This window comes from Microbacterium sp. S1037 (genome assembly GCF_048381605.1).
Taxonomy (GTDB): Bacteria; Actinomycetota; Actinomycetes; order Actinomycetales; family Microbacteriaceae; genus Microbacterium; species Microbacterium testaceum_B.
Genome location: NZ_JBLWIG010000002.1, coordinates 553,295 through 578,417, shown reverse-complemented (window position 1 = coordinate 578,417; position 25,123 = coordinate 553,295). Strand labels below are relative to the sequence as shown.

Sequence of the window (25,123 nt, the reverse complement as noted above, 5' to 3'; positions counted from 1 at the left end):
GTTCTACTTCTTGGCCTCGACGTCTCCCGACAGGGCGGCGATGAACGCCTCCTGCGGAACCTCGACGCGGCCCACCATCTTCATGCGCTTCTTGCCCTCTTTCTGCTTCTCGAGGAGCTTGCGCTTTCGGGTGATGTCACCGCCGTAGCACTTGGCGAGGACGTCTTTACGGATGGCTCGGATCGTCTCGCGCGCGATGATGCGCGCGCCGATCGCGGCCTGGATGGGCACCTCGAACTGCTGGCGCGGGATGAGCTTGCGCAGACGCTCGGCCATGAGGGTGCCGTACGCGTAGGCCTTCTCGCGGTGGACGATCGAGCTGAACGCGTCGACCTTCTCGCCCTGGAGCAGGATGTCGACCTTCACGAGGTCGGCGGTCTGCTGACCGGCCGGTTCGTAGTCGAGGCTCGCGTAGCCCTGCGTGCGCGACTTGAGGTGATCGAAGAAGTCGAACACGATCTCGCCGAGGGGCATGTGGTAGCGCAGCTCGACGCGGTCTTCGCTGAGGTACTCCATGCCGAGCAGGGTTCCGCGGCGCGACTGGCAGAGCTCCATGACCGTGCCGACGTAGTCCTTGGGGAGCAGGATGCCGACCTTGACGATCGGTTCCGACACCGAGGCCACGCGCCCGTCCGGGTACTCGCTGGGGTTCGTGACCGAGACCGTGTCGCCGGTGTCGGTGGTGACCTCGTACGTGACCGAGGGAGCCGTGGTGATGAGGTCGAGGCCGAACTCGCGCGAGAGGCGCTCGGTGATGATCTCGAGGTGCAGCAGGCCGAGGAATCCGCAGCGGAACCCGAAGCCGAGGGCGACCGAGGTCTCGGGCTCGTACTGGAGCGAGGCGTCCGAGAGCTTCAGCTTGTCGAGCGCTTCGCGCAGCTCCGCGTAGTCGCTGCCGTCGATCGGGTAGATGCCCGAGAACACCATGGGCTTCGGATCGGTGTAGCCGGCGAGGGCTTCGGTGGCGGGCTTGCGCTGGTTGGTGATCGTGTCGCCGACCTTCGACTGGCGGACGTCCTTCACACCCGTGATGAGGTAGCCCACCTCGCCCACGCCGAGACCCTTGGTGGGGATCGGCTCAGGGCTTGAGACGCCGATCTCGAGGAGTTCGTGCGTCGCGGTGGTCGACATCATCTGAATGCGTTCGCGCGGCGACAGAGCACCGTCGACCATGCGGACGTACGTCACGACACCGCGGTAGGCGTCGTAGACGGAGTCGAAGATCATCGCGCGAGCCGGCGCGTCGGCCTTGCCGACTGGCGCCGGGATCTTCTCGACGATGAGGTCGAGCAGGTCTTCGACGCCCATGCCGGTCTTGCCGCTCACGCGCAGCACGTCTTCGGGCTTGCCACCGATGAGTCCGGCCAGCTCGGCCGCGTACTTGTCGGGGTCGGCCGCCGGGAGGTCGATCTTGTTCAGCACCGGGATGATCGTCAGATCGTTCTCGAGCGCCAGGTAGAGGTTGGCGAGCGTCTGTGCCTCGATGCCCTGCGCCGCGTCGACGAGCAGGATCGCGCCCTCGCACGCGGCGAGCGAGCGACTGACCTCGTAGGTGAAGTCGACGTGACCGGGCGTGTCGATCATGTTGAGGGCGAAGGTGCCGTCGGCGGTGGACCACGGCATCCGGACAGCCTGCGACTTGATCGTGATGCCGCGCTCACGCTCGATGTCCATGCGGTCGAGGTACTGCGCGCGCATGTCGCGGTCGGCGACGACGCCGGTGATCTGCAGCATGCGGTCGGCCAACGTCGACTTGCCGTGGTCGATGTGGGCGATGATGCAGAAGTTGCGGATCTGCTCCGGCGGGGTGGCAGACGGCTCGAGGGGCTTCAGGGCGCGCGGTGACATGTTCCGTCGATTCTACGGGGGTGCGCCGACATCACCGTCCGCGGTCGCTTTTACAGTGGATGCCATGACGGTCCAGGTCGTGCTCGTGCACGGCATCCGCACGTCGGCGACGATGTGGCGGGCGCAGGTCGAATACCTCGAGAATCGCGGCAACCCCGTGGCGGCCGTCGACTTGCCGGGGCACGGCGCCCGGCGGGGCGAGGAGTTCACCCTCGACGAGGCGTTCGCCACAATCGATCGGGCGGTTCAGGATGCCGCGACCCGCGGCCCCGTGCTGCTCGTCGGGCATTCGATGGGAGGGCTGCTCTCCATCGAGTACGTCGGGCGGGAGGACCCTCCCCCGGTCGCGGCGTTCATCGCGGCATCCTGCACGTCGATCCCCCGCGGTGTGGGGCTCGCGGCGTACCGCTTCCTCGCGCGACGGTTCGACAGCCTCCCGGACCGGGGTCTCGGTCTCACCAACCGCGTGCTCGATCGGACGCTGCCGCCCGAGACCCGGCCGGACTTCGGCGCGGGCGGGTACGCGTTCGACGCGCAGGACACGGCCCTGGCGTCTCTGTCGGTGCTCGACCTGTTGGCATCCGTTCGTCGGATCCGGGTTCCGCTGTGGTTCATCAACGGGCAGTGGGATCAGCTGCGCGTGAACGAGAGGCTGTTCGTGTCGCTCGCCCCGCACGCGGAGCTGATCGTGGTGCCGCGGACCACGCACCTCGTGACGGCGATGAGGCCGCGGGTGTTCAACGCGCTGCTGGAGGTGGCGCTCACCACGATCGAGGCGTCGACCTGATAAGCTTGGCCCTTGGCTTGCGTGTGGGGTTTTTCCCGACCTCCACGACCGCCGGTGCAGCGTCCCTCTACCGCTCGCCCGGCACTTCCAACACTCACTCAAACGAAAGACCGTCGACGTGGCGAACATCAAGTCGCAGATCAAGCGCAACAAGACCAACGAGAAGGCGCGCGAGCGTAACAAGGCCGTCAAGAGCGAGCTGAAGACGCACGTGCGTCGCACCCGCGAGGCCGTCCTGGCCGGTGACAAGGAAGCCGCCGAGAAGGCGCTCGCCACCGCGACCAAGAAGCTCGACAAGGCCGTGAGCAAGGGTGTCATCCACTCGAACCAGGCCGCGAACCGCAAGTCGGCCATCGCGAAGTCGGTCGCCGCTCTCTGAGCCGCCGTACCTCGACAGCCCGTCCCGCATCCGCGGGGCGGGCTTTGTCGTTTCCGGGGTGGGATGCCACACGGGAAGAGGTGCGACGAGAACAGGTGATGCGACGAGAACAGGAGGTTGTGGGCCGCAGCGGCCTGTTTCGGTGGCATCCCCTGTTTTCGTGGCGCGGCCGTGCGCGCGGAGCCTCCGGCCGCGGAGGCAGGACGCGGCGTCGGTCAGTCGCCGTAGGGCGCGCGCGTTGCAATGATCGTGATCATGCGCTCCAGCGCGAACACCGCGTCGCGAGACGCCCCCTTCACCTCGGCGTCGGCGCGCGCGGTCGCGTGGATTGCACGGCCGAGGCTCGCGGCGGTCCAGCCCACGAGGTCGCGGCGGGCGCGGTCGATCTGCCAGTCTTTCATACCGAGACGCTGGGCGAGCTGCGACGACGGTTCGCGCGTACCGGCCACACGCGCCATGGTGCGGAGCTTCATCGCGACCGCGGCGACAAGGGGGACGGGATCGGCTCCGGATGCCAGAGCGTGGCGCAGCGCGAGGAGGGCGGGGCCGTACTGCCCCGCGATCGCGGTGTCGGCGACGGTGAACGCGGAGGTCTCGACGCGGCCGCCGTAGTAACGTTCAACGGTGCGTTCGTCGATGTCGCCCGGGACGTCGGCGATGAGCTGCTGGCACGCGGCCGCGAGCTCGGTGAGGTCGTCGGCGAAGGCCGAGACGAGTGCCCGCAGGGCGACGGGTGCGATGCGCTTGCCCGCGGCCTTGAACTCGCCCACGGCGAAGTCGAAGCGATCGGAGTCGCGCTTGATCGCGGGGCACGCGATCTCGATGCCGCTCCCCTGTCCCGCGCGAATCGCGTCGAGCAGCTTCTTGCCGCGCACGCTCGCCCCCGTGTGGCGGAGCACGACCGTCGCGCCGTCCTGCGGCTGAGCGAGGTACGACACGGCCTCGCTGAGGAAGGTGTCGCTGCACTTCTCGACGCCCCCGACGCGGACGAGACGCGGCTCGCCGAACAGGGATGGCGAGGTGACGGCCAACAGCGTTCCCGCAGCGTAATCGTCGGCGCGTACGTCGGTGACCTCGAGGCTGGGGTCTTCGCTCTTCAGGAACTCCCGGATGCCCGCGGTCGCGCGCTCCGCGCAGACCTCTTCGGGCCCCGAGACGAGAACGATCGGCGCGGGCTGCGGCGTACGCCACGACACCTGCGGGATGGCCGTTTTGGCCTTCGCCGGAGCGGAGCGTCGGGGAGCCGGGGTCACCCCTCCAGCCTACCGACCGGGTCCGACATTGCGGTCGGGATGACTTCTGGGGGTGCGGGATGACGCGCGAGGATGCTTGCTAGTGTGCAGGCCTCGCGGAACCTGACGTCCTCGTGTGCGGAGAATGGGGCCGCTTGTATAGCCGCGGCGCCCGTCGAATTGAAAGAGGCCACATGACAGGAACACGCAATCCCGTCGCACAAGCGCTGGATACCCGCGGGTTCATCCTTGATGACGGCTCTGCTCTGGCGCTTGCGGCACGAGCGATATGGAATCACTGGTGGCAGGGGCATGCCGCATTGACGTTCGCCCAGGCTCGTCTTCGGCTTGACCGCGTTTGCACGCAGCGACGTCCCCAGGTCTCTCCCTCCTTCAAATGGGCGGGGTCGTCCCGAATCTCGGTCGGCGCCATGGCGTGGTTACGGAACGACCATGTTGTCACTACGCACCCAGACTTCCCTTACCACCACTCGATTCCGGAGTCGGCTGATTACCTGAGAACGTGGTCGAGGTCGGAAGCCGAGGGCGAACTGGAAGCTGCGGATTGGTCGCTGTGGCACCGACCTGGTGGCTGGGTAGGGACGGTGGGTGATAACGGCAACCACCGGTCGTTGCTCGCCGCGGCCGTTGGCGTGCCTCTTGTCCGGGTTCGCCTTACGGACGTGTACACCTGGCATGCGGAGCCAGCGTCCCCGGGCGCAGAGATCCGGCTGGAGGTGCCCCGATGGTCGTGGCAGGCTCGCGCAATCACGCGGTTCGCTCGTCACGGGTTGTGTGTGTCTGATGAGTGGAAGCGAGGGGAAGGCCCCCTAGACGGCGTGAGCCTCCGTCGTATCGACCCGCTTCTTCCTTGGATCTTCGACCGGCGCCGCCGAGATGTGCGCACACGCTTCAAGCACTTCTGCGAACGGTTCGGCTACCGAACGGACGGTGACTGGAGAATGGGAGCCAACGCTCTTGCCGCCGTCCCGCCGAGTTAGAGCGCAGGTGTTCACTCGTCGGACCTGGCTCATGTCTGACCTCCCCGCCTCAACGGTGGCTTCGGGCGCTTCGACGCGGTGACGCGTCGGCCTCCGTGCCGGAGAAGCGAGCACTTGGCTACCCCGGCGGCCGTGCACGCCACAGCGTCAGCTGCCCGTCAGTCATGCTGACCGCGAGGTCTCCGTCGGTATCCGTTCGCCCGACCACGACACCGAGCGCGGTCATCGTCGACAGGAGTGTGGCGGTGGGGTGCCCGTAGCGGTTGTCCGCTCCGACGCCGATCAGTCCGACGAGGGGATGCAGACGCCGGTAGAGCTCCGGATCCTGGTCGGCGCTGCCGTGGTGCGAGATTTTCACCACATCCACCCGCGGTACCTCGACCCGACGGAGCAGGGCGGCCTGTGCGTCTTTGCCCAGGTCGCCGAGAAGCACGGTGCGCGGGAAGTCCGCACCGACCACGTCGAGGGCGACGCTGGCACCGTTGCCGGGCTCGTCGCGCGGCGCCGGCCCGAGAGCCTGCCAGCGGGTCTCCCCCACCGTTCCCGTCGTCCCGGTCGTCGCCTGCTGCAGCTCTGCACCCGCCGCGGCGAACCGGTCGAGCAGTCGCTGATCCTCGGGGACGTCGACGGGCCCGTGGACGACGAGTGTGGCTCGTCCGACGACGGCTGCTGACCCGCCGATGTGGTCGAGGTCGAAGTGCGTGAGCACGACGAGGTCGAGGTGGTCGACACCGAAGGTTCGGAGGCATTGCGCGAGCGGTTCCGGTTCGGGTCCGGTGTCGACGAGCGCCACGGCATTGCCTGAGCGCCACAGCGTCGCATCGCCCTGTCCGACATCGCACATGGCCACATCCCACGTCGTCGGGACCGTGAGCGGCCCGGCGACCGTTCGCAGGGTGGTGTGACCCGCAATCAGACCGACGGTGACGGCGATGACCGCGGTCGCCACGGCGGTCGCTCGTCGAAGCCGGGTCGGTCGGATGAGCGCGACGGCCATCGACGCGCTGACGACCGTCAGCAGCGCCGCGCCGAACGCGCCGTCGGGCCACGGCAGGTTCTGCGCCCCGATACCGCTCGTGGTGTGTGCCACCGCCGCGATCCAGGCCGCGGGGATCCAGGCGAGAGCGGAAAGCCCGTCGCGCAGCCAGGGAAAGGGAGCGATGCAGGCGAGGACGCCCGCGATGGTCGCTGGTGCCGCCGCCGGGTCTGCCACGAGGTTGGCCACGATTCCCAGCAACGGCACGTGGGGATCGATCAGGACGATGAGCGGTCCGCAGGCGAGTTGAGCGGCCGTCGGCACGGCCAACGCGAGGGCGAGGGCGCGCGGCATCCATCGCTCCAAACCGCGCGCTATCGGGCGGGCGAGGACGAGCAGGGCCGCGGTGGCCGCAGCGGACAGAGCGAAGCCGAGGGAGGTGGACAGCCACGGATCGGCGATCATCAGCACCGTCACCGCGGCGGAGAGCACCGCCATTCCCGCAGCGGGGCGGCCGAGGACGAGGGCCAGCAGCGCGATTGCCGCCATGGTCGCCGCGCGAACCACGCTCGGCTCGGGTGTCACCAGCACGACGAAGCCGATCAGAACAATCGACGCTCCGACGACGCGGAGTGCGCGCGGGGCGCCCACCGCTGCAAGGAGGACGAACGCGGCGCCCACGACGAGCGCGCAGTTCGCACCGGAGACGGCCGTGAGGTGAGAGAGGGAGGAGGCGGTCATGGCCGCATCCGTCGCGGGATCGAGGCTCGACGTGTCGCCCACCGCGAGTCCCGGCACGAGACCCGCCCCGGGCTGCGGGAGGCCGCGGGTCGAGGCGACGAGGCCGTCTCGCAGTGCCTCGAACCACGCCCAGATTCCCTCGGGTGGAGGCGCTTCGATGATCTCCTGCGCGCGGAGGACGAGAATCGCCCTCTCCCCTGGTCTCGGCGGGACCGCTCGTCCGGTCAGGCGGATCACGCTGCCAAGACCGGATGCCGCGACCTCGGCGCGACCGCCCGTATCCACGCCGACACGGGTCGGGATGCCACCGGTCACCGTGACGGTTCCCGCCGTGACGCGAGAGGCGACCGCGTCGAACCACGCGCCGCCGTCGCTCGCCCCGGCCACGTGTCCGACGACGGTCAGTTCGACATCGAGCTGACGATCCCCTTCGACCTGCAGGGCGGCGATCTGCGCACGGGCCGGGGCCGCAGCCGTGACGCTGCCACCGGTCGCGGCCGCGCACGCGAGCGCCACCGCGGCGATACCGAGGGCGGGATGCCGAACCCTCAGGAACGCCGCCGCGCACAGGGCAGCGACCACCGCCATCGAGACCATGAGCCCGGCCAGATCCGGCGTCGAGGTCGCCCATCCTGCACCGGCCCACGTCGCGATCGCCACGGCGGCGGGTCGCAGCGCACGGCGCTGCAGGGCCGTCATACCCGCACCAGGTCTCGGAGGCCGTCGAGCATCTTGTCGCCGATGCCCGGCACGGAGCCGAGATCGTCGACGCTGGTGAAGCGGCCGTTCTCCTTCCGCCACGCGATGATGCGGTCGGCGATCGCCGGTCCCACCCGCGGCAGTGCGTCGAGCTCTTCGCGCGTGGCCGTGTTCAGGTCGACGAGGCCTCCTGCGGCGGTGCCGTGGGCGGCACCGGTGCCGTCGTCGGGTGACGCTCCGACAACGGGCACCACGATCTGCTCCCCGTCCGCGACGGGTCGTGCAAGGTTCACCCCGGCGCGCTCCGCGTCGTCCGTGAAGCCGCCTGCCCGGGCGACGGCATCCGCGACCCTGTCCCCCGCGGCGAGGCGATAGAGGCCGGGGGCGCGCACGGCACCCGCGACGTGGACGTACAGACCGGCCTGCGGGGGTGCGAGCGCGGTCGCGAGCGGTGGGGATGCGGCGGACACCTCTTGCGTGCCGGACACGCCCCGCAGCATTCCGATGCCGATCGTGACCGCGAAGACGATCAGGACCAGAGCGATCACGGCCCCGACTCCCAGCCGCCGACGCGCGGCGAGCGCACCCGGTGGGGATTCGAGGGCCTCGGTCACCCGGCAACCCTAGGAAGAGGAAGGAACGGTGCGCGGGCACCTGAGCGTCATCCGTGGATCGTTAGCCTCGAGGCCGAACTGGGGAGGATCCGTTGTGGAGCGGAAGCTCAGACGTGGCGAGGGGTGTGCGTCCCGGACTCCGCCAGCGGGCCCGCCGCGACGGTCTCAGGTCGCGGGCGCATCGGGATTCGTCGACGGACCCACGCTGATGAACGGCACGAAGTACTTCATCAGGGACGTGGGTTCGCGAACGGGTGCGCCCTCGACGCAGATCCAGGCGTGAGCACGGAAGGGATCGATCGCGGCGCCGGCGTGCCATTCGGGCCATCTGCCATAGGTCCAGCAGAACAGCGCGGTCGCCGTCGCGCGATCGAGACAATAGCGTCCCGCGCATCTCCGGCTGACGGAGACGACGGCATCGAGACCGCGCTCGACCAGCGATCGATCGGCGGCTCGCCTCCCCCGCGCGAGTGTCGTGAGCAGGCGTTCGAGTCGATCGGGCTGTTGCCGCACCAGGAAGAAGACGAGGGGAAGCACGAGGAACGCGCGGAGCCGATCGTTCGCCGAAAGACGTTGCCGGGCTTCGAGGGGAACGACGATGTCAGACACGGACGAGTACTCCTTCGGCGGCGAGGTCATCGAGAAGTTGGTGGAGATCGCGCGTGATCTGGGCGGCGTCGACATCCGGATACAGCTTCTGGAGGTGCTCGACGATGCCGTCCACGGGCTCCCCGTCGACCAGGAGGCGGAGGATGCGCGTTCCGGAGGCATTCACCTGGCGGTACTGCCCGGAGCGTCGGCTGAGCAGAACGCCCCCGTGGTTCACTTCCGTGAAGCGGACGTCGTCGGCGAGGTGGTAGGTGTGTGGCATCGTGCTCACCTTTCGTTCACGAGTGTCATCCGATCCGCGGCCCGAAGCCAACGCTCCGCGGCCAGGAGGAATTCGAACGGGAAGAAGTGTTGCGCTTGGGGTTGCATGCTCTGCAGATACGTTTTCAGGCGCTCGACGTCGACCAGTCCGCGTCGGCCGAGGCGGAAGTCGTCGGCCTGGGCCGCGATGGATCTGCGGTGCTCGTTGAACGCGGTGTAGATCAACGAGATGTAATCGCCTTTCGACCGTCGGTCGAGAAAGAGATCGGGGACGACGCCTGCGGCGGCCGCGGCGAGGCCGGGCTTGAAGCGACGGGTGTTCAGACGATCGACCAGGCGCACCTGGAGCGCGAGTTCGATGACCGCGTCATCGAGGAAAGGCGCCTCGTAGCGGACGCCGACCTCACGCGTCTGTTCATCGAGGGCGCGGTGGATCTGACCGTTGCGCGTGATCATTCCGTACGCGACGGCGTCGCTGGCGAATGCGGCATCGAGTTGTGCATCCGCGGTGTTCTCGAGGATCAGATCCTGGACCGCCGACAGCGCGGTGTCCGTGGCCCACGGGGACAGCGAGAACACGACGTCCCACGCGGGTGAGGGCCGCTCGAACTCCGTCATGCCCAGCGACGCGGTCTCCCGCACGAGCCACGAACGTGGATCGTCCCTGTTGAGCGCGGCGCGAACCGTCTTCGCCAGGGGCCAGCGGTGAAGCGTCGCCATCCCCCGGATCGCCCCGTAGAGCGCCGCGGGTGCCTCGCGTCGCAGGCCGGGGAGGACGGATTCGTCCGGGTAGAAGAGCTCGTCTCCTCCGGAGCCGGCGAGGTGGATCGTGCAGCCGTGCTCGCTGAGACGCTCGGCCATCGCGCGGTGCATTCCCTCCGTGCGGATGGACGGTTCGGGCTCCGCCGCGAACCGCTCGTTCGTGACGTGCCATCCGGCGAACCAGCGCGGGAACTCGTCGTGCGACACGCGGATGTGCCGGCTGCGAAGCGCCCGGGCCGCGGCATCCGCCCACTCGGCGTCGTCGTTCATCTCGACGCTGATGCCGAGGTGCATGGTCGTCAGCTCGCTCGCGTGTTCTCGCGCGAAAAACGCGAGGGAGGTCGAATCCATCCCTCCGGAGAGGTCCGTGCTCAGGGTGGATCTGGCGTGTCGAGCCCGCGCCTCGATGGCGGCGTGAAGCGCCGCGGTCAGAGCCGGCGTGACCTCGTCCTGTGGCACGTGGCGTCGAGGGAGAGCCCACCGTTCGCTCACGTGAAGGGGACCCGTCGTATCCGCACACAGTTGATGGGTCGGCAGCACGTTCTCGATTCCCTGCCAGTAGCTCGCGTCGCCGAGGGGCCAGGGTGCGCGCGGAGCGATGAGGGCGAGCGGCACGCGCTCCTCGCGGAGACGCGGGCGGAACATCTCAATCAGCAGCGCGAGGGAATTGGAGGCGAGCGGGGCGTCCGGGTCGGTGGAGAAGGACAGGCGCCGGAAACTCGACAGCGTCCCGAAAGCCCGCGTGGTTCCGGCGGACGTGGAGACGAGGGTGAAGAACGCCCCGGCGATGCTGCGGTGAATCGTCGTGAAGTCCGGCTCTCGGCCGCCGGCGTCGAGCCACGAGCGGAGCTCCTCATCGCTGCTACCAACGGTGCCGAGAAGAACGACTCGGTAATCCTTGTTCGAGGCCTGGACGATCTCTGCGTCGTCCCAGTCGCCGACGATCCACGGGCGTCCGGAGATATGCGGAACATACTTCGGCAACGCCGCGGAGGGGGCGGGCGCGATGACCTCTCGGTCGGGATAGAGCAGGAAGCGCATGGTGTCGACTCAGATCTGTGGAAGGGAGGGTGGGAGCGGCCACGAGGCGACCGCTCCCACCCGGGATCAGCGGCGGGTCAGAGCCACCAGCCGAGGACGTCGGTCCAGTAGCCCTGGGACGTGAAGGCGGTGTCCTTGCGGAAGTCGCCCACGACGAGCACCTGAGGCTTCTCGTAGGTTTCGGTCATCTGTCTCACCTCCTCCCCTGCTCGGGAACCACCGCGCGTTGCGGGGAGGGGATGCCGTCGGCGCCCTCGTCGGCGACCGGGACGGTGGCGGGGATGCCGGAGAGCGAGGGCGAACCGCCGTCGGGCCTGAGCCTGCGCCTCAGCGCCGACAGGACAGCGGGGACGTGGTGGGGACCGCTGCCACGCGGTGTCGCGGGCAGACAGGCGACGGCGACGGCGCCGATCATCACGAGAGCGAACGTCCAGAGTCCGATGGTGACGATGATCCCGACATGGAAGACGATCACGGCGGCCAGCGCCACGCGACGGAGCCTGTCTGTTCCGCACAGGATGATCACACCGACGGCGATCTCGAGCGCGATCGACCCCCAGGCCACAGCGAACGCGAAAGACGGCACCGACATCACGGCGACCCCGAGATCGCGCACCCAGCCGGCGGCGCCGAACATGTTGTCGCGGAGGACGTAGTACTCCGCGGTGCCCGAGAGCCAGTCGGAACTGGCGAACTTGCCCACACCGGAGTGCAGGTATATGCCCGCGACCTGGAGGCGCACGGCCCACAGCGCCGCATACGCGACACCGCGCGCCGACGGGCTGAGGGACGATCTCGGCCGCGTCCAATGCCACCAACGGTCGTCGGTCAGGCACATCGGAACGAGCAGCAGCGTGACGACCTTGGCGGCCAGTTCTCCCCCGTCAGGCAGGGCGATGCTGCCGGCGATCGAGAAGGTCACCCAGGCGTGCAGGATTCCGGTCGCGCGGGGAAGGAACCCGGATGCCACGACGACCAGGAGGATCAGCATGATCGCGTGTCTCGTCGAAGGGGCGAGGACATCGCCTCCGAGGCAGTACGCGCTGATCGCCTTCACGCCATCGCAGTACGGAGCGGCGGGCTGATCCCCCACGGGCACGAGAAGCGCACGCGGGTCGGTGAAGGCCAGGAGCACGATCTGGCCCGAGGCGAGAACGGTGCGCGCGGCGCCGAACCAGAGGCGACGGTGATCGAACGTCGACAGCGTGGAGAGCAGGCTCATGATCCTCCTCCGTTCGCGGGGCAGACGACATCGACCGGCGCGACCTTGTCGACGATCTGCTCGTCGGCCGAGGGGAAGGTGCGGTAGCTCCAGGGACTCTGCCGTTCCTGCGTGAGGATCACCGACCCGCAGAGCGTCGGCAGGGGGGCTCGTGTTGACGAGCTCGATCGGCTCGGCATCGAGATCCATGGCGCAGGAGATTCGCAAGGTCGAGCATTCCCGCCACTGCGTCACGGCGTTGGCCAGGTTCGCGAGCTCCGGTCCCTGTGCCCGCTGGTTCCGGGTGAGACCCCACGCATTCTCGATGCGCGTCTGCGGAGTCGTCAACAGACTGACCGGCGCGGAGCCCGACACCGTCGTGTACGCGCCGAACTGAGTCCCCTGGAGGTCCTTCGTGAAGAAGTTCCACCCCTGCGAGACGAACGCGCTGTAGTTGTTGCGGAAGTCCTGTCCCATACCGAGCGAGATCGTGGTCGGCGGGACCGCGACCAGCACCGACACGAACAGGACGGGGAGCATCACGGCAAGCGTGAGGACGAACGCCACGATGGAACCGCGACCGGCGACGATGTCGTCGACAGAGTCGTCCATGGGCATGCCTCCTTCCAGGGGAGGGGTGCCCGCCCGCGCACGGCGGCGTGGGCGGGCACCGTCGGGGTCACGGCGCGATGGTCGACGCGATCGTCGCTGATGCCTCTTGGCGGGTGAGCCGGTCGTCCGAGGCGAGCGTCGCCGACGGCGTGCTCGGCCCGACGTAGGCCACGATGCGTGTCGACACCACGGCGACGACGAGAGCCACGGCGAGGGCGAGAGGCCAGACCAGGCAGTAGGCGGTAGCCGAGCCGTCGTCGCCCGATCCGACCGTCCAGTCGTCCGAGCTCTTGACGTACTCGATCATCGAGTCGTTGTAGACGGTGAGCGCAGCTTCCACAGCGACCGGGTCGCCGCTCTGCAGCGGCTCCGTCACCTGAGCGTGAAACGCCGGATTGACCTGCGTCACCCCGGCGACGATCTCGTCCACCAGTTCCGCGGGCGGTGCCTCGGCGGCGACGCCGTCATAGCCGAGCTCGGCGATCAGACCCGGGTGCTCGGCATCGATGGTGCCGGCGCCGAAGGCCAGGAATTCGACGACCTCGCGATCGGTGTAGTCACCGGTGGCGACGTTCGCGGCCGCTGACACCGACCCGTCTCGGCTCGAGCTGTCCGCCGAAGCGGCCGTCGTCCCGGCCAGGACAAGGGCTCCGGCGGTGATCGCCACCAGCAGTGGTTTGCCTCTGTTCTTCATGAATGCTCACTTTCCTTGTGAATGATCTGTGTCTCGTGTCGTACGCCGGCCGGCGGGCGTGGCGTCAGAACCACCAGCCCAAGAGGTCGGGCCAGCCGCCGCGACTGGTCAACGCCGTGTCGCGGCGGAAGTCGGCGACGAGCACTGCACAAGGCGCCTCGTAGATGTCGTCCATGGATAATCACCTCCCCCAGGTGATGCGTCGATGGTCAGAACTCGAGACCGTTGCAAGGCTGCGTCGTCGCTCGTCACGAGCGCGCGCGGCACCGCCATCACGCTCGGTGATCCCCCGTCACGAAGCGTGGTCCACGGCGAGCGATCACGCGCGCGGGTTCTCGAGATGATGAGACCGCGGAGCCGCCGCGGTCAGAAGCGGATGAGACGTCGATCTCAGGCCGAGCTGCGCATCCGCTTGTAGTTCCTCCCCGCTCGGTGCGCGGGAACGATCCCCAGAACCGTCCACAGCAGCAGCCACCCCAGCCCCGCCCCGAAGAACGCCGGCGCGATGCTGCTGAGGCCGAGAAGCGTGAGCACAAGAGCCATGACGGCGGCGGCGCTCGCCCCGATGCCGCCGACCGCGGCGAAAGGAGCGGGAGCGCGATTGACCGTCGTCCACGCATCCTTGTCGGACAGCGTCAGCGGCGTCCGATACCCGAAGAGCCAGTTCTGCGGCAGCGTGCCTCGCCAGGAAGCACGAGCCCACCAGAGCGACAGCAGTCCTGCGACCAGCACCAGTAGGGACGCGACAACGATCCCGATCATCTTCACATCCCTTACGGCCGGCGGCGACTCTTCTGTGAGGAACGTATTGCCGGACGGGGCCGGGCAACCACCAACCACTGGTTGAATCTCAGCCGCCAACGCGGGGGGTCACTCCCCCGTGATCTTCAGACGGTGCGCGAGGATGACGGCATGGACACGGTCGCGAAGCTTGAGCTTGCTGAAGATCTTGTTGATGTGGCTCTTCACCGTGGCCGGTGACAAGAACAGCCGTTCGCTGATCTCCGCGTTCGTCATCCCCGTCGCCATCGCCAGGAACACATCCTGTTCGCGCGGGCTGAGGACCGAGAGCTCGGCGGGCATGCCGATCGGACGAGATGCCGCCTGTCCGTCATCCGATCTCAGGGCACGATGGATCAACTTCTGGGTGATGTGAGGTTCGACCACCGCATCGCCGCGATGCACGGTCCGGATGGCATCGATCAGGCGTTCAGGGGCAGCACTCTTGAGGAGGAAGGCGCTCGCGCCGGACTCGAGGGCTCCGAACGCGTACTGATCCAGGTCGAACGAGGTCAGGACGACGATTCGCGTCGTCGGGCTGGCCGAGGTGATGGCGTGGGTGGCGCTGATGCCGCCCATTCCCGGCATCCGGACGTCCATCAGGACGACATCGGGGCGCAGGGTCTGGGCGAGGGCGACCCCCTGCTCCCCGGTCGCGGCCTCTCCGATCACGTGAAGGTCCGCCGCGCTCTCGACGACGAGCGAGTTGCCGAGTCGTGCGAGTGCCTGGTCATCGACGATGAGCACGTCGATCATCGGGACTTCTCCGTTCGCAGGGTCGTGCGCACCGCCCATCCGCCGGGGGTCCGCGGGCCATAGACGCAGGTGCCGCCGAACGACGCCGCTCGCTCCGAGACACCGATGAGACCGCGCCCCGTGCCGATGCTTCCGGCGCCGGTCGAACGGCCGTCGTCTTCGACATCGATCGCGACGACACCCGTCCGAGCGGAGCACTCGATCGTGACGAGCACGAACGTCGCCCCCTGCGCGTAGCGGAGCACGTTCGTGAGGCATTCCTGCACGATGCGGTGGACCGCGGCCCTGAGCATCGTGCTCTCCGGAAGGGCATCGCCGCGCTGTCGCAGGTGCACGGGCATCCCCGCGGCGTGGAAGACCTCGACCATGCTGCCGATGTCGGGGAGGTCGTATCCGGAGTGATGGAGCGCATCGTCGAGCTGGTCGTCGGAGTCGCGCAGTACGCGGAGAGTCCGCTGCATGTCGTCGAGCGCCGTCGCCCCGACCTCGCCCAGGTGGGCGAGTGCCTGACGCGAGCGTTCGGGGTCCGTGTCCCACGCCGAACGCGCCCCGTTCGCCAGAGAGATCATCACCGTCAGGGCGTGTCCGACTACGTCATGCATCTCGGCCGTGATCCTCGTGCGTTCCGTCGCCCGAGCGCTGTCGATCTTCTGCTGCAGGAGGGCTTCTTGCGCGCGGCGGCGTTGCAGGGTGTTCTGCACCACGATCCCCGCCGCGCAAGCGAGGACGACGTACGGATCGACGACGCTCGTGCCCACCCCGATCGCGGGAATGATGTCGTCGGTCGCGGTGACCGCGACACCCAGCATGATCTTGACCGTCGTCCCCAGCAGCGGCACTCCGACGGCCAGCAGGTAGCCGAGCGCCGCGCGTCCGGTCGTCGACCGCCGTGCGACGGTGTAAACCGCCAGGCAGAGGGCCAACGTGAAGGATTGCCCCTCACCGATCGCCGCGAGCACGGCCACGACGGCGAGAACCGTCCACGGCACCCGCTGTCGTGCGCAGAGCGTCACGGCGGCGAGGAGGAGAAGGCCGACCGTGAGGGCGGGCGAGGAGCCTTCCACGAGGATGCTGATGAGTCCCGGGAGGATGGCCACGACCGCGAGGACGACGTCCACGAGGCCGCGGAGCCGGTGAGGCCCGGGGACGCTCGCGTCGACGTCGATCATCGCGAGCCCCTCTCTTCAGGTGTCTGGGCAGTCTACTCAGCGGCCCCCTCGGGCAGCGGGTCACGCATCGGCGAATCGATACCGCAGACCCGCACCGACGACCGCGAGGACGGCCCACGCGAGCATCACGAGGAAGCCCGTCGTGCTGTCGAGCCCGCCGGGGTTCTCCGCCGCGGAGAGGGCCGTACGTCCGGCGATCGTGGGGAAGTACCCGGAGATCCGACTCCCGAGCTCTCCCCCGAACGAGGCGATCACCGAGGGGACGATCGTGAAGAGCGCGAGCGGCACGAGGAGAGCGACGATGAGGTTGCCGGCGACGACCGCGATGGCGAGACTTATCGCGGCGATGAGACCCAGATACGCCCCCGACGAGATCGCCCCCCGGAAGACGTCGGCCGGGTCCGCCGCGTAAGCCACACCCGTCCCCGACAGCAGCAGATGAGGCAGCAGCTGACCGGCCGTCGCCCCCACGACCCCGATGCCGAAGGACACGAGCCCCACGACGATCACCTTCGCTCCGAGAACGGGCAGCCGGGTCGGAACGGCCAGGAAGGAGGCTCCGATCCTGCCGCCGCTCTCGCCGGTGGCGGCCAGCACCGCGATCACCGCGATGAGCAGTTGCAGCCAGAGGACGCTGTCGAGGTAGGCGACGGCGTCAACGGACGAGATGCGCATCCGCGGATCGGGGCTCTCCGCCCGCTGCCCCAGGGAGACCGACAGGAGCACGGCGTTGAGGGGGACGAACAGGATCGCCAGAGTCACGAGGATCCGGTTCGATCGGAGCGACCAGAACTTGATGCTCTCGGCGCGGATGCTCGATCCGAACGGTCTGGTCCTCCGATGCACAGTCGGGCGAGAGGGGGCCGCCGTCGTCATGCGTCGGTCCTCCTGGTCACGAGAGCGGCGGCGCCGAGGAGCACGCCGGCCCACGCGCAGGCGATGAGGACTCCGAACCACGGCGCGATGAACCCGGCGGGCACGTGCTCCTGCAGGATCATCAGGCCGGCGGTGGACGGCAGGTATCCCGCGGCATCCCGGATGCTCTCGACCGGCGCCGCACCGACCAGCAGCGGCAAGACGTTGAGCAGGACGAGGCCGGCGATGATCGCCCCCACGGTGCTGCGCAGCAGCGCACCGATCGCGAGTCCCGTCACACCGATCGCGGCCAGATAGATCGCCGCCCCCGCGATCAGCTGGGCCGCGTAGGTGCCCGTGATCTCGAAGGGAAGCCCCGCGCTGCGCGCCACCGCTGCTGCCGCGAGCAATGCCGTCGTCGCCCCCGCTGAGCCGACCACGAGTGAGAGGGCGCCCACGAGGACGGCCTTGCTCGCCAGGACACGCAGCCGGCGAGGTTCCGCCAGGTAGCTGGGCTGCACGGTCTGGTGCGCGAATTCGGTGGTCGCGAAGACCGCGGCGACGAGGACGATGACCAGTTGCGCGCCCTGAATACCGGTCAGCGCTGTTCCCGCTCCCGCCGAAATGGTCGGCGTCGCGGCGTCCCGCTGCAGGATCCGCGCGAGAGCCGTGAGGATGCCGAACCCGCCCAGGACCGCGTAGGCCATCACGAAGGCCCAGACGAAGCTCGGCAGCGTGGCCAGCTTGATCGCCTCCGCGCGGAGGACGCGAGGGAACGTGACCGGGGCTACCCAGGTCGCGCGCTTCGCGCTGGTCATGGTCGCCGTCTCAGACACGGTGCGGCTCCCCCGCCTGCTGCGGCGCGTACTCGACGGCTCCGAGGGTGAGGTCGTTGTATGCATCCTCCAGCGTCCTCGTGAGCTGTCCCATCTCGTAGACCACGATCCGTTCGCGCGCGGCGATCTCGGCGATCTGCTCGACGGGGAGCCCGTCGATCTCGAGCCGGTCCGGCGCGGGCATCGTCGCTGCGACGCCGGGTCCCGCCACGAGCTCCGCGAGCCGTGCCGCCTCCGCCGTGCGGACGCGGACGGTGGGAGATGTCTGGATGAGCGCGGTCAAGGGGGCGTCGGCGATGATCCGGCCCTGCCCGATGACGACGATGTGTTCCGCGATGAGCGAGAGCTCCCCCAGGAGGTGCGAGGAGAGGAAGACCGTGCGTCCCTCCGCGGCGAAACCACGAAGCAGCTCGCGGATCCATGTCACGCCGTCCGGATCGAGACCGTTGACCGGCTCGTCGAGGATCAGCGTGTGGGGGTCGCCGAGGAGCGCGGCGGCGATACCGAGCCGCTGGGCCATTCCCAGCGAGAACCCCCCGACCCGCTTGCGCGCGACCGTCGTGAGCCCCGCGATGTCGAGCACTTCGTCGATCCGTGCCCGCCGGATGCCGTGGGTGGCCGCGATCCATCGAAGGTGGTCGACGGCGCGCCGTGAGCGGTGCGCGGCCTTCGCATCGAGCAGAGTGCCGACCTCGTGCAAGGGCGCCTTCAGCTCCGCGTACCTCCGGCCGTCGATCAACGCCTCCCCGGACGTCGGGAAGTCCAGACCGACGATCGAGCGCAGGGTCGTCGACTTCCCCGCGCCGTTGGGCCCGAGGAATCCGGTGACCTTTCCGGGCGCGATCTCGAACGAGACGTTCTTCACCGCGAAGGTCTTCCCGTATCGCTTGCTGAGGTTCTTCACCGAAAGGGTCATGACGCCCGCCGCCTTTCCGTCGGTTGTGCAGCTTGGTCCCGACGCTACGTTTCGGGTGGAGGGGCGCTCTACCAACCGGGGGTGGAATACGGCGCAGGGATTTCACGGGTCGTCGTTCCACGAGGAGACTCGATCTCATGCATCAGAACGCCTGGCGCGCGATCCTCGCCGCTCTCGCCGATGACCGCGCGCGCGAGATCTATGCCCGCATCGTCCTCGCTCAGTCGATCGACGAGGCCCTCGCCACGATCCCCCCGAAGAAGGCGCAGCGCATCACCGAGTCGCTCACGGCGGCGGGGCTCGTCTCCGCCACCGCAGAGGGGCTCGTCGCCGTCCCGGACGTGTTCGCCCGGGCCCTGGCATCCGCGAGTGGCCCCGCTCGGCGCGAGGGCGTGGATCGCTTCTTGGAGGACGGCCGCGTCGTCGGCATGCCCGCGCGAGCGACCGACCGGCAAGCGCTCCTGGAGCATCTCGCGACCCGCGTGCTCGCGCCCGGCGACACCGTCTCCGAGGCCGAGATCAACGCGCGGCTCGCCGGGGTGACGGACGACGTCGCCGGCCTTCGCCGCGCTTTCGTCGACCACGGTCTTCTCGTGCGTACGGCCGACGGCTCGGTCTATTCCCGCGCCTGATACGCCGGATGCCCCGCCCCTCCCGCTCTGCTGAGCGCTCGGGACGCGGCATCCGCGGGTCCTACTTCGTCGAGAAGCTGACCACCTTCGGCGGCCGCACGACCGCGCGCACGATCTCGCGCTCACCGAGGGCGCGGCGGACCTTCTCGTCCGCTCGCGCGAGCTTCTCGAGCTCGTCGGCGCCGATCTTGGCTGAGACCTCAAGGGTGCCGCGCACCTTGCCGTCGATCTGCACCACGGCGGTGACGCTGTCTTCGACGAGCAGCGTCGGGTCGGCCTGGCGCCAGGTGACCAGGCCAACGAAGCCGTCGTAGCCGAGCGTCTGCCACATCTCTTCCGCGGTGTGCGGGGCGAAGAGGTCGAGGGTCATCGCGATGACCTCGGCGGCCTCTCGCACGGCGGGGTCGCTCGTGCCGGCGGAGCCGTCGATCGCCTTGCGGGTCGCGTTGACCAGTTCCATCAGGCGCGCGACGACGACGTTGAACTTCGTCTGCTCGATGAGGTTGGGCGCTTCCGCCAGCAGGCGGTGCGTCACGCGGCGCAGGGCCTGGTCGCCCTCGGCCCACACGACGTCCTTCTCGCTGTCGACGTCGTGCGCGATGCGCAGCGCGCGGGCGAGGAACTTCGCCGCTCCCGTGGTCGAGACGTCGTTCCAGTCCTTGTCGTCCTCCACGGGACCGGCGAAGGCCAGCGCCACGCGCAGGGCGTCGGCGCCGTGGGCGTCGAGCTCCTCCTGGAAGAGCACCAGGTTGCCCTTGCTCTTCGACATCTTGGCGCCGTCGAGGATGACCATGCCCTGGTTGATGAGGCTCGAGAACGGCTCGGTGAACTCCACCAGGCCCATGTCGAACAGCGCCTTGGTGATGAATCGCGCGTACAGCAGGTGCAGGATCGCGTGCTCGACACCGCCGATGTAGAAATCGACCGGGCCCCACTTCGACGCCTCGCGACCCGAGAAGGGCTGCGTCTCGTCGCCCGGCGACAGGAATCGCAGGTAGTACCAGGAGCTGTCGACGAACGTGTCCATCGTGTCGGGGTCGCGCAGCAGCGTCTGGCCCGTCTCGGGGTCGGTCACCTGCACCCACTCGGTGGCAGCGCCCAGCGGCGAGGTGCCCTTGGGCTTGAGGTCGAGCCCCTCCACCGACGGCAGGACGACCGGCAGCTGATCGGCGGGCACGGGCGTGATCGAACCGTCCTCTCCGTGCAGCATCGGGATGGGCGTGCCCCAGTAGCGCTGACGTGAGATCAGCCAGTCACGCAGGCGATAGGTCTTGGCGGCGCGGCCGACACCCTTGGCCTCGAGCTCCTCGATGACGCGGGCGATCGCGTTGCGCTTCGACAGTCCGTTCAGAGAACCGGAGTTGATCATGCGGCCGTCACCGGTGAGCGCGATCCCGGTCTTGACGGGGTCGGTCTCTTCGATGTCGCCCAGCGGGTCGATCGGCACGCCCTCGTCGTCGAGCTCGATCACGGGGATCGCGCCGGTGACCGGGGCATTCGTGTCGACGACGACCTTGACGGGCAGGTCGAACGCGCGGGCGAAGTCGAGGTCGCGCTGGTCGTGCGCGGGCACGGCCATGACCGCTCCGTGACCGTAGTCGGCCAGCACGTAGTCGGCGGCCCAGATCGGCAGCTTCTCGCCGTTGATCGGGTTGATCGCGTAGTGGCCGAGGAAGACGCCGGTCTTCGGACGGTCGGTCGCCTGACGCTCGATGTCGGTCGCGCGCTGCACCTGGGCGAGGTACGCCTCGAACGTCTCGCGCACGCCCTGATCCGCGGATGCCGCGAGCTCGGCCGCGAGGTCGGACTCGGGCGCCACGACGAAGAAGGTCGCACCGTGCAGCGTGTCGGGGCGGGTCGAGAACACCGTGATCTTCTCGTCACGACCCTCGATCTCGAAGGTGATGTCGGCACCGACGGAGCGGCCGATCCAGTTGCGCTGCATCTGGATGACCTTGCTCGGCCAGAAGCCCTCGAGCTGGTTGAGGTCGTCGAGCAGGCGGTCGGCGTAGTCGGTGATGCGCAGGAACCACTGCGTCAGCTTCTTCTTCACCACGACGGCGCCGCTGCGATCGGAGGTGCCGTCGGGCAGCACCTGCTCGTTCGCGAGCACGGTCTGATCGACCGGGTCCCAGTTGACGAGCGCGTCCTTGCGGTACGCGAGGCCCTTCTCGTACAGCTTCTGGAACAGCCACTGGTTCCAGCGGTAGTACTCGGGGTCGCTCGTGTGCAGCACGCGGCTCCAGTCGAACGAGACGCCGTAGTCCTTCAGGCTCTCCTTCTGCTGCGCGATGTTCGCGTACGTCCACTCGACGGGGTCGGCCCCGCGCTTGATGGCGGCGTTCTCGGCGGGCAGGCCGAACGAGTCCCAGCCGATGGGGTTGAGCACGTTGTAGCCGCGGTGGCGCCAGAATCGCGCCACGATGTCGGAGTAGAGGTAGTTCTCGGCGTGACCCATGTGCAGGTCGCCCGAGGGATACGGGAACATCGCGAGCACGTACTTGCGCGGGCGCTTGTCGTCGTCGCCACCGGCGCGGAACGGATCCTTGTCCGCCCACGCGCGCTGCCACTTCGCCTGGATCGCGTGGGCGTCGAAGGCGCCCTCGCCGGGCACGGGTGTGGTGTTCTCAGACACGGGTGAAGCCAATCGTGAGGTCGGGAGGCCCGAGGGCCAACGTCCAGGTTATCGGACCCGGCCCGTCACCATCCCGGCGGCACCTGCGCGCCGAGCGCGGCGAGCGGGGCGCGCGCCTTGATTCCCACCTCGGCCACTTCGGATGCCGCGACCGAGCGCCACGTGATACCTCCGCCGGCGCCGACGTGGGCGGCATCCGCCTCGACGACGATGCTGCGGATCACCATCGCGAGATCCGCGGAGCCGTCGTCTCCGATCCATCCGAAGGTGCCGGAGTAGATGCCCCGGGGGGCACCCTCGAGGTGCTCGAGAATCGTCATCGCCGAGGCCTTCGGCGCACCGGTCATGCTGCCCGCCGGGAAGGCGGCGTCGACGAGCGCGCCGAGCGTCGTTCCGGGACGCAGCCGCCCCGACACCTCGCTGACGAGCTGATGCACGTGCGGATACGACTCGACCTCGAGCAGCCGGTCGACCCCGACGCTCGACGGCACGCAGACGCGCGAGAGGTCGTTGCGCATCAGGTCGACGATCATGACGTTCTCGGCCTGCTCTTTGGCATCCGTCCGCAGCTCCGCAGCGAGCGCTTCGTCGACGACGGGATCGGTGGCGCGCGGGCGCGTGCCCTTGATGGGGTGCGTGTGCACGGCCCCTCCGCGCACCTCGAGGAAGCGCTCGGGTGACGCGCTCACGAGGGCGGTGTCGCCGATCCGCACGAAGCCGCCGTGGTGCGACGACGACGTCGCGCGGAGGCGCCGGAACACATCGAGGGCGAGAAATCGGCCCGGAACGGTGAATCGGGTCGTGAGACACAGCTGATAGGCGTCCCCCTCGCGGATGTGCTCGCGGCACGCCCCGATGAGTCCGGCGTACTCGTCGGCTTCATGGCGACCGGATGCCACCCCTCGCGGTTCCGCGGGAGCCACGGCAGCGACCGGCCCGACGGCGAGCGCCCGCTCGGCGAGGTCGGCCAGGGCCTTGGCATCCGTCCCGACCGCCCACACGCGCCGCTTCTCGTGATCGAACGCGAGCGCCGCGTCGACGCGGATCCACGCGGGGTCGCCGTCGTACGGGATCCAGCCGACCCACCCGCCGTGAAATGCGCCGCGGGAATCGTTCGACGCGATGACGTGAAGGGGGTCGTTCGCGCTCTCCCGGTGCCCCGCCCCCATCCAGCTCCAGCCGGTCTCGGCATCCACACCGCCGTCGAGCCAGAACGCCGCGGGTTCGGCGGCCCAGAGGCTCGTGAAGACCGTCTCCGGGTCCACCCAGCACGGGAGGGCGAGCGGAGGGGCGGAACGCGGCACGCTCCCAGGCTAGGCCTCGGCGTCGCCTCTAAGCTGACGGAGGTGAACGAGATCCTCACGTGGTTGCTCGACGTCGTGCAGAACGTCGACCCCGTGCTGCGCACGATCCTCGCCGGTGTCGCGGTCATGCTCGAGACGAGCGTGCTGGTCGGTTTGATCGTGCCCGGAGACACGATGGTCATCGTCGCCGGGACGGCGATCGCCTCCCCTCTCGAGGGCGTCATCCTCGCCTCGGCCGTGGTCGTCGGCGCTCTGCTCGGCGAGAGCGGCGGGTTCTGGCTCGGCCGTTATTTCGGCCCGCGCATCCGCGCGTCGAAGCTCGGGCAGAAGCTCGGTGAACGCAACTGGGAGCGCGCGGATCGCTACCTGCGGCGGCGGGGCGGGCCGGCGATCTTCCTCTCGCGGTTCCTCCCGGTGCTGCACTCCCTCGTCCCCCTGACCGTCGGGATGAGCGGGTACAGCTACCGACGTTTCCTCGCGTGGACGGCCCCGGCGTGTGCGATCTGGTCGGCTCTGTACATCTCGGTTGCGGCGACGGCGGCCGGTACGTATCGCGAGCTCGCGGACCGCATCCATTACGCCGGCTATGTCTTCGTCGGCATCCTCGTCGTGTTCCTCGTGCTGGTGTTCGTGGGCAAGAAGGTCATCGAGCGGATCGAGCGTCGTCATCTCGCCGACGATGTGCACCCCCTCGAACCGGTGGACGGTGACGTGAAAGACTGAGGCGGATGCCTCGTTCCCCCCGCGCCAAAGTGCTCTGGTTCGCCCGACTGGAGCGCCGCTTCCATCGGTGGCGCGAGAAGCGCGCCCGCGCGCGCGGACTGCGTCCCGCCGTCACCGGCTTTCCGGGGTACGGCACCGAGGAATGGATCCGCGTCCTGGGTCGCGTGCTCATCGCTCCTCCCCTCAAGCGCACGTCGACGGGCGAGTTCGCGAGCCTCCGGGGCTGGCGTAGCTTCGCGGCCGTCCCGGTGGGCATGGCGAGAGTCAGCGTCGTCATCGACGGCGTCACGCACGAGGTGTCGGCCGACCGCGGCGGGGTCATCGACGCACGGCTGCCCGCGACGCTCGCGCCGGGATGGCAGACCATCACGATGTCGGTGGAGGGGAGCCAGCCCGCCGAGACACGCGTCTTCATCGTCGGCTCCGACGTGCGGTTCGGCGTCGTGAGCGACATCGACGACACGGTCATGGTCACGGCGCTCCCCCGCCCGCTCCTCGCTGCCTGGAACTCGTTCGTGCTCGACGAGCACGCGCGCCAGCCCGTACCGGGCATGGCCGTGATGCTGGAGAGGCTCACGCGCGAGCATCCCGGTACCCCGGTGATCTATCTCTCCACCGGGGCCTGGAACGTCGCCCCGACGCTCACGCGCTTCATGCGCCGTCACCTGTTCCCCGCGGGGTCGTTCCTGCTGACCGACTGGGGACCGACGCACGACCGCTGGTTCCGCAGCGGCCGCGATCACAAAGAGCAGAACCTCCGCCGACTCGCGAGCGAGTTCCCCCGCGTCAAGTGGCTGCTGGTGGGTGACGACGGTCAGCACGACGACGCGATCTACACGCAGTTCGCGATCGACCATCCGCAGAACGTCGCCGCCGTGGCGATCCGTCGGCTCCTTCCCGCTGAAGCCGTCCTCGCCGGTGGACGGACGGTCGTCGACGACCACTCGGCATCCGAAGTGCCCTGGGTCACGGGGTCGGACGGGGCTGCCCTGCTCGACCGGCTCGAGAGCACCGGAGTCATCGCGTCGGACGCGTGACGGCGGAGGGCTGATCGCGGATG

At 68.8% G+C, this 25,123-nt stretch carries 24 protein-coding genes and 1 pseudogene; 5 read left to right on the top strand and 20 right to left on the bottom strand.

Translation table 11 applies throughout. The annotated features are described in order from the left end of the window. Positions 1–3: 3 nt before the first annotated feature. Positions 4–1,848 carry a translation elongation factor 4 gene (lepA, locus tag ACMW4R_RS13490; RefSeq protein WP_058596306.1) on the bottom strand — a complete coding sequence of 615 codons (1,845 nt, stop codon included), beginning with the start codon at positions 1,846–1,848 and terminating at the stop codon, positions 4–6. Between the two features lie 64 nt (positions 1,849–1,912). Here lepA and ACMW4R_RS13485 point away from each other — a divergent pair, with 64 nt between their 5' ends. Continuing rightward, on the top strand, positions 1,913–2,635 hold the full coding sequence (locus ACMW4R_RS13485) for an alpha/beta fold hydrolase (protein ID WP_418300149.1): 723 nt from the start codon (positions 1,913–1,915) through the stop codon (positions 2,633–2,635). Positions 2,636–2,753: 118 nt separating this feature from the next. Further along, complete coding sequence (rpsT, locus tag ACMW4R_RS13480) at positions 2,754–3,014, top strand: 30S ribosomal protein S20 (protein WP_058596304.1); 261 nt, start codon at positions 2,754–2,756, stop codon at positions 3,012–3,014. Positions 3,015–3,229: 215 nt separating this feature from the next. Here the strand turns inward: rpsT and holA are convergent, their stop codons facing one another. The 17 genes and pseudogenes from holA to ACMW4R_RS13395 form a co-directional block, all read right to left on the bottom strand. Further along, the gene (holA, locus tag ACMW4R_RS13475) at positions 3,230–4,267 is read right to left on the bottom strand and encodes a DNA polymerase III subunit delta (RefSeq protein ID WP_363374798.1); all 1,038 of its coding nucleotides are present in this window, start codon (positions 4,265–4,267) and stop codon (positions 3,230–3,232) included. 1,098 nt (positions 4,268–5,365) lie between these two features. After that, positions 5,366–7,663: a ComEC/Rec2 family competence protein gene (locus ACMW4R_RS13470; RefSeq protein WP_418300148.1), complete on the bottom strand. Its 2,298-nt coding sequence runs from the start codon at positions 7,661–7,663 to the stop codon at positions 5,366–5,368. Further along, a complete protein-coding gene (locus ACMW4R_RS13465; RefSeq protein WP_058629536.1) occupies positions 7,660–8,277 on the bottom strand; it encodes a ComEA family DNA-binding protein in 618 nt (205 codons plus the stop codon). The genes ACMW4R_RS13470 and ACMW4R_RS13465 overlap by 4 nt, the downstream gene beginning before the upstream one ends. A 165-nt stretch (positions 8,278–8,442) precedes the next feature. Then, entirely contained in the window at positions 8,443–8,886 is a 444-nt protein-coding gene (locus ACMW4R_RS13460) for a lasso peptide biosynthesis B2 protein (protein WP_058626652.1), read from the bottom strand. After that, the gene (locus ACMW4R_RS13455; RefSeq protein WP_153001381.1) at positions 8,879–9,148 is read right to left on the bottom strand and encodes a PqqD family peptide modification chaperone; all 270 of its coding nucleotides are present in this window, start codon (positions 9,146–9,148) and stop codon (positions 8,879–8,881) included. The genes ACMW4R_RS13460 and ACMW4R_RS13455 overlap by 8 nt, the downstream gene beginning before the upstream one ends. Positions 9,149–9,153: 5 nt before the next feature. Next, the gene (locus ACMW4R_RS13450) at positions 9,154–10,950 is read right to left on the bottom strand and encodes an asparagine synthase-related protein (protein ID WP_418300147.1); all 1,797 of its coding nucleotides are present in this window, start codon (positions 10,948–10,950) and stop codon (positions 9,154–9,156) included. A gap of 77 nt (positions 10,951–11,027) precedes the next feature. Next, positions 11,028–11,138 (bottom strand): lasso RiPP family leader peptide-containing protein, encoded by a 111-nt coding sequence (locus ACMW4R_RS13445; protein ID WP_119863578.1) that lies wholly within the window; start codon positions 11,136–11,138, stop codon positions 11,028–11,030. Positions 11,139–11,143: 5 nt separating this feature from the next. Then, complete coding sequence (locus tag ACMW4R_RS13440; protein ID WP_418300268.1) at positions 11,144–12,196, bottom strand: sporulation-delaying protein SdpB family protein; 1,053 nt, start codon at positions 12,194–12,196, stop codon at positions 11,144–11,146. Next, a complete protein-coding gene (locus ACMW4R_RS13435) occupies positions 12,169–12,351 on the bottom strand; it encodes a hypothetical protein (RefSeq protein ID WP_369406719.1) in 183 nt (60 codons plus the stop codon). The genes ACMW4R_RS13440 and ACMW4R_RS13435 overlap by 28 nt, the downstream gene beginning before the upstream one ends. Then, positions 12,341–12,628: pseudogene (locus ACMW4R_RS13430) on the bottom strand (SdpA family antimicrobial peptide system protein); the annotation flags it as partial. The gene ACMW4R_RS13435 and the pseudogene ACMW4R_RS13430, both read right to left, overlap by 11 nt. A 202-nt stretch (positions 12,629–12,830) precedes the next feature. Next, on the bottom strand, positions 12,831–13,457 hold the full coding sequence (locus ACMW4R_RS13425; RefSeq protein WP_418300146.1) for a hypothetical protein: 627 nt from the start codon (positions 13,455–13,457) through the stop codon (positions 12,831–12,833). A gap of 390 nt (positions 13,458–13,847) precedes the next feature. After that, entirely contained in the window at positions 13,848–14,219 is a 372-nt protein-coding gene (locus tag ACMW4R_RS13420; protein ID WP_418300145.1) for an SdpI family protein, read from the bottom strand. Between the two features lie 108 nt (positions 14,220–14,327). Next, complete coding sequence (locus ACMW4R_RS13415; RefSeq protein ID WP_206542545.1) at positions 14,328–14,993, bottom strand: response regulator transcription factor; 666 nt, start codon at positions 14,991–14,993, stop codon at positions 14,328–14,330. Continuing rightward, the gene (locus ACMW4R_RS13410) at positions 14,990–16,162 is read right to left on the bottom strand and encodes a sensor histidine kinase (RefSeq protein WP_418300144.1); all 1,173 of its coding nucleotides are present in this window, start codon (positions 16,160–16,162) and stop codon (positions 14,990–14,992) included. Before ACMW4R_RS13410 ends, ACMW4R_RS13415 begins: the two co-directional genes overlap by 4 nt. Positions 16,163–16,222: 60 nt before the next feature. Further along, positions 16,223–16,924, bottom strand: coding sequence for a hypothetical protein (locus ACMW4R_RS13405; protein WP_153003302.1), 702 nt, complete (start codon positions 16,922–16,924; stop codon positions 16,223–16,225). Between the two features lie 110 nt (positions 16,925–17,034). Next, positions 17,035–17,835: an ABC transporter permease gene (locus tag ACMW4R_RS13400; protein WP_058596291.1), complete on the bottom strand. Its 801-nt coding sequence runs from the start codon at positions 17,833–17,835 to the stop codon at positions 17,035–17,037. A 10-nt stretch (positions 17,836–17,845) separates the two neighbouring features. Continuing rightward, positions 17,846–18,769, bottom strand: a complete 924-nt coding sequence (locus ACMW4R_RS13395; RefSeq protein ID WP_418300143.1) for an ATP-binding cassette domain-containing protein — start codon at positions 18,767–18,769, stop codon at positions 17,846–17,848. A gap of 137 nt (positions 18,770–18,906) precedes the next feature. On the opposite strand from ACMW4R_RS13395, the gene ACMW4R_RS13390 reads away from it, so the two are divergent. After that, positions 18,907–19,401, top strand: a complete 495-nt coding sequence (locus ACMW4R_RS13390) for a DUF2087 domain-containing protein (RefSeq protein ID WP_418300142.1) — start codon at positions 18,907–18,909, stop codon at positions 19,399–19,401. A 61-nt stretch (positions 19,402–19,462) separates the two neighbouring features. On the opposite strand, the gene leuS is transcribed toward ACMW4R_RS13390, so the two are convergent. Next, on the bottom strand, positions 19,463–22,036 hold the full coding sequence (gene leuS, locus ACMW4R_RS13385; protein ID WP_418300141.1) for a leucine--tRNA ligase: 2,574 nt from the start codon (positions 22,034–22,036) through the stop codon (positions 19,463–19,465). Between the two features lie 65 nt (positions 22,037–22,101). Next, positions 22,102–23,340, bottom strand: coding sequence for an anthranilate synthase component I family protein (locus ACMW4R_RS13380; RefSeq protein WP_418300140.1), 1,239 nt, complete (start codon positions 23,338–23,340; stop codon positions 22,102–22,104). Positions 23,341–23,382: 42 nt separating this feature from the next. Here ACMW4R_RS13380 and ACMW4R_RS13375 point away from each other — a divergent pair, with 42 nt between their 5' ends. Continuing rightward, a complete protein-coding gene (locus ACMW4R_RS13375; RefSeq protein ID WP_058596287.1) occupies positions 23,383–24,063 on the top strand; it encodes a DedA family protein in 681 nt (226 codons plus the stop codon). A 5-nt stretch (positions 24,064–24,068) separates the two neighbouring features. Further along, the gene (locus ACMW4R_RS13370) at positions 24,069–25,100 is read left to right on the top strand and encodes an App1 family protein (protein ID WP_058596286.1); all 1,032 of its coding nucleotides are present in this window, start codon (positions 24,069–24,071) and stop codon (positions 25,098–25,100) included. Positions 25,101–25,123: the final 23 nt, after the last annotated feature.

Excerpts from the sequence above, each read along its gene's own strand:
- ACMW4R_RS13445 (WP_119863578.1), bottom strand. The coding sequence starts at position 11,138 with ATGACCGAAACCTACGAGAAGCCTCAGGTGCTCGTCGTGGGCGACTTC.
- ACMW4R_RS13370 (WP_058596286.1), top strand. The coding sequence starts at position 24,069 with ATGCCTCGTTCCCCCCGCGCCAAAGTGCTCTGGTTCGCCCGACTGGAG.
- ACMW4R_RS13435 (WP_369406719.1), bottom strand. The coding sequence starts at position 12,351 with ATGCCGAGCCGATCGAGCTCGTCAACACGAGCCCCCCTGCCGACGCTC.
- ACMW4R_RS13455 (WP_153001381.1), bottom strand. The coding sequence starts at position 9,148 with ATGCCACACACCTACCACCTCGCCGACGACGTCCGCTTCACGGAAGTG.
- ACMW4R_RS13485 (WP_418300149.1), top strand. The coding sequence starts at position 1,913 with ATGACGGTCCAGGTCGTGCTCGTGCACGGCATCCGCACGTCGGCGACG.
- ACMW4R_RS13420 (WP_418300145.1), bottom strand. The coding sequence starts at position 14,219 with ATGATCGGGATCGTTGTCGCGTCCCTACTGGTGCTGGTCGCAGGACTG.
- ACMW4R_RS13390 (WP_418300142.1), top strand. The coding sequence starts at position 18,907 with ATGCATCAGAACGCCTGGCGCGCGATCCTCGCCGCTCTCGCCGATGAC.
- ACMW4R_RS13400 (WP_058596291.1), bottom strand. The coding sequence starts at position 17,835 with ATGACCAGCGCGAAGCGCGCGACCTGGGTAGCCCCGGTCACGTTCCCT.
- ACMW4R_RS13395 (WP_418300143.1), bottom strand. The coding sequence starts at position 18,769 with ATGACCCTTTCGGTGAAGAACCTCAGCAAGCGATACGGGAAGACCTTC.
- ACMW4R_RS13415 (WP_206542545.1), bottom strand. The coding sequence starts at position 14,993 with ATGATCGACGTGCTCATCGTCGATGACCAGGCACTCGCACGACTCGGC.
- ACMW4R_RS13425 (WP_418300146.1), bottom strand. The coding sequence starts at position 13,457 with ATGAAGAACAGAGGCAAACCACTGCTGGTGGCGATCACCGCCGGAGCC.
- lepA (WP_058596306.1), bottom strand. The coding sequence starts at position 1,848 with ATGTCACCGCGCGCCCTGAAGCCCCTCGAGCCGTCTGCCACCCCGCCG.
- ACMW4R_RS13450 (WP_418300147.1), bottom strand. The coding sequence starts at position 10,950 with ATGCGCTTCCTGCTCTATCCCGACCGAGAGGTCATCGCGCCCGCCCCC.
- ACMW4R_RS13410 (WP_418300144.1), bottom strand. The coding sequence starts at position 16,162 with ATGATCGACGTCGACGCGAGCGTCCCCGGGCCTCACCGGCTCCGCGGC.
- ACMW4R_RS13470 (WP_418300148.1), bottom strand. The coding sequence starts at position 7,663 with ATGACGGCCCTGCAGCGCCGTGCGCTGCGACCCGCCGCCGTGGCGATC.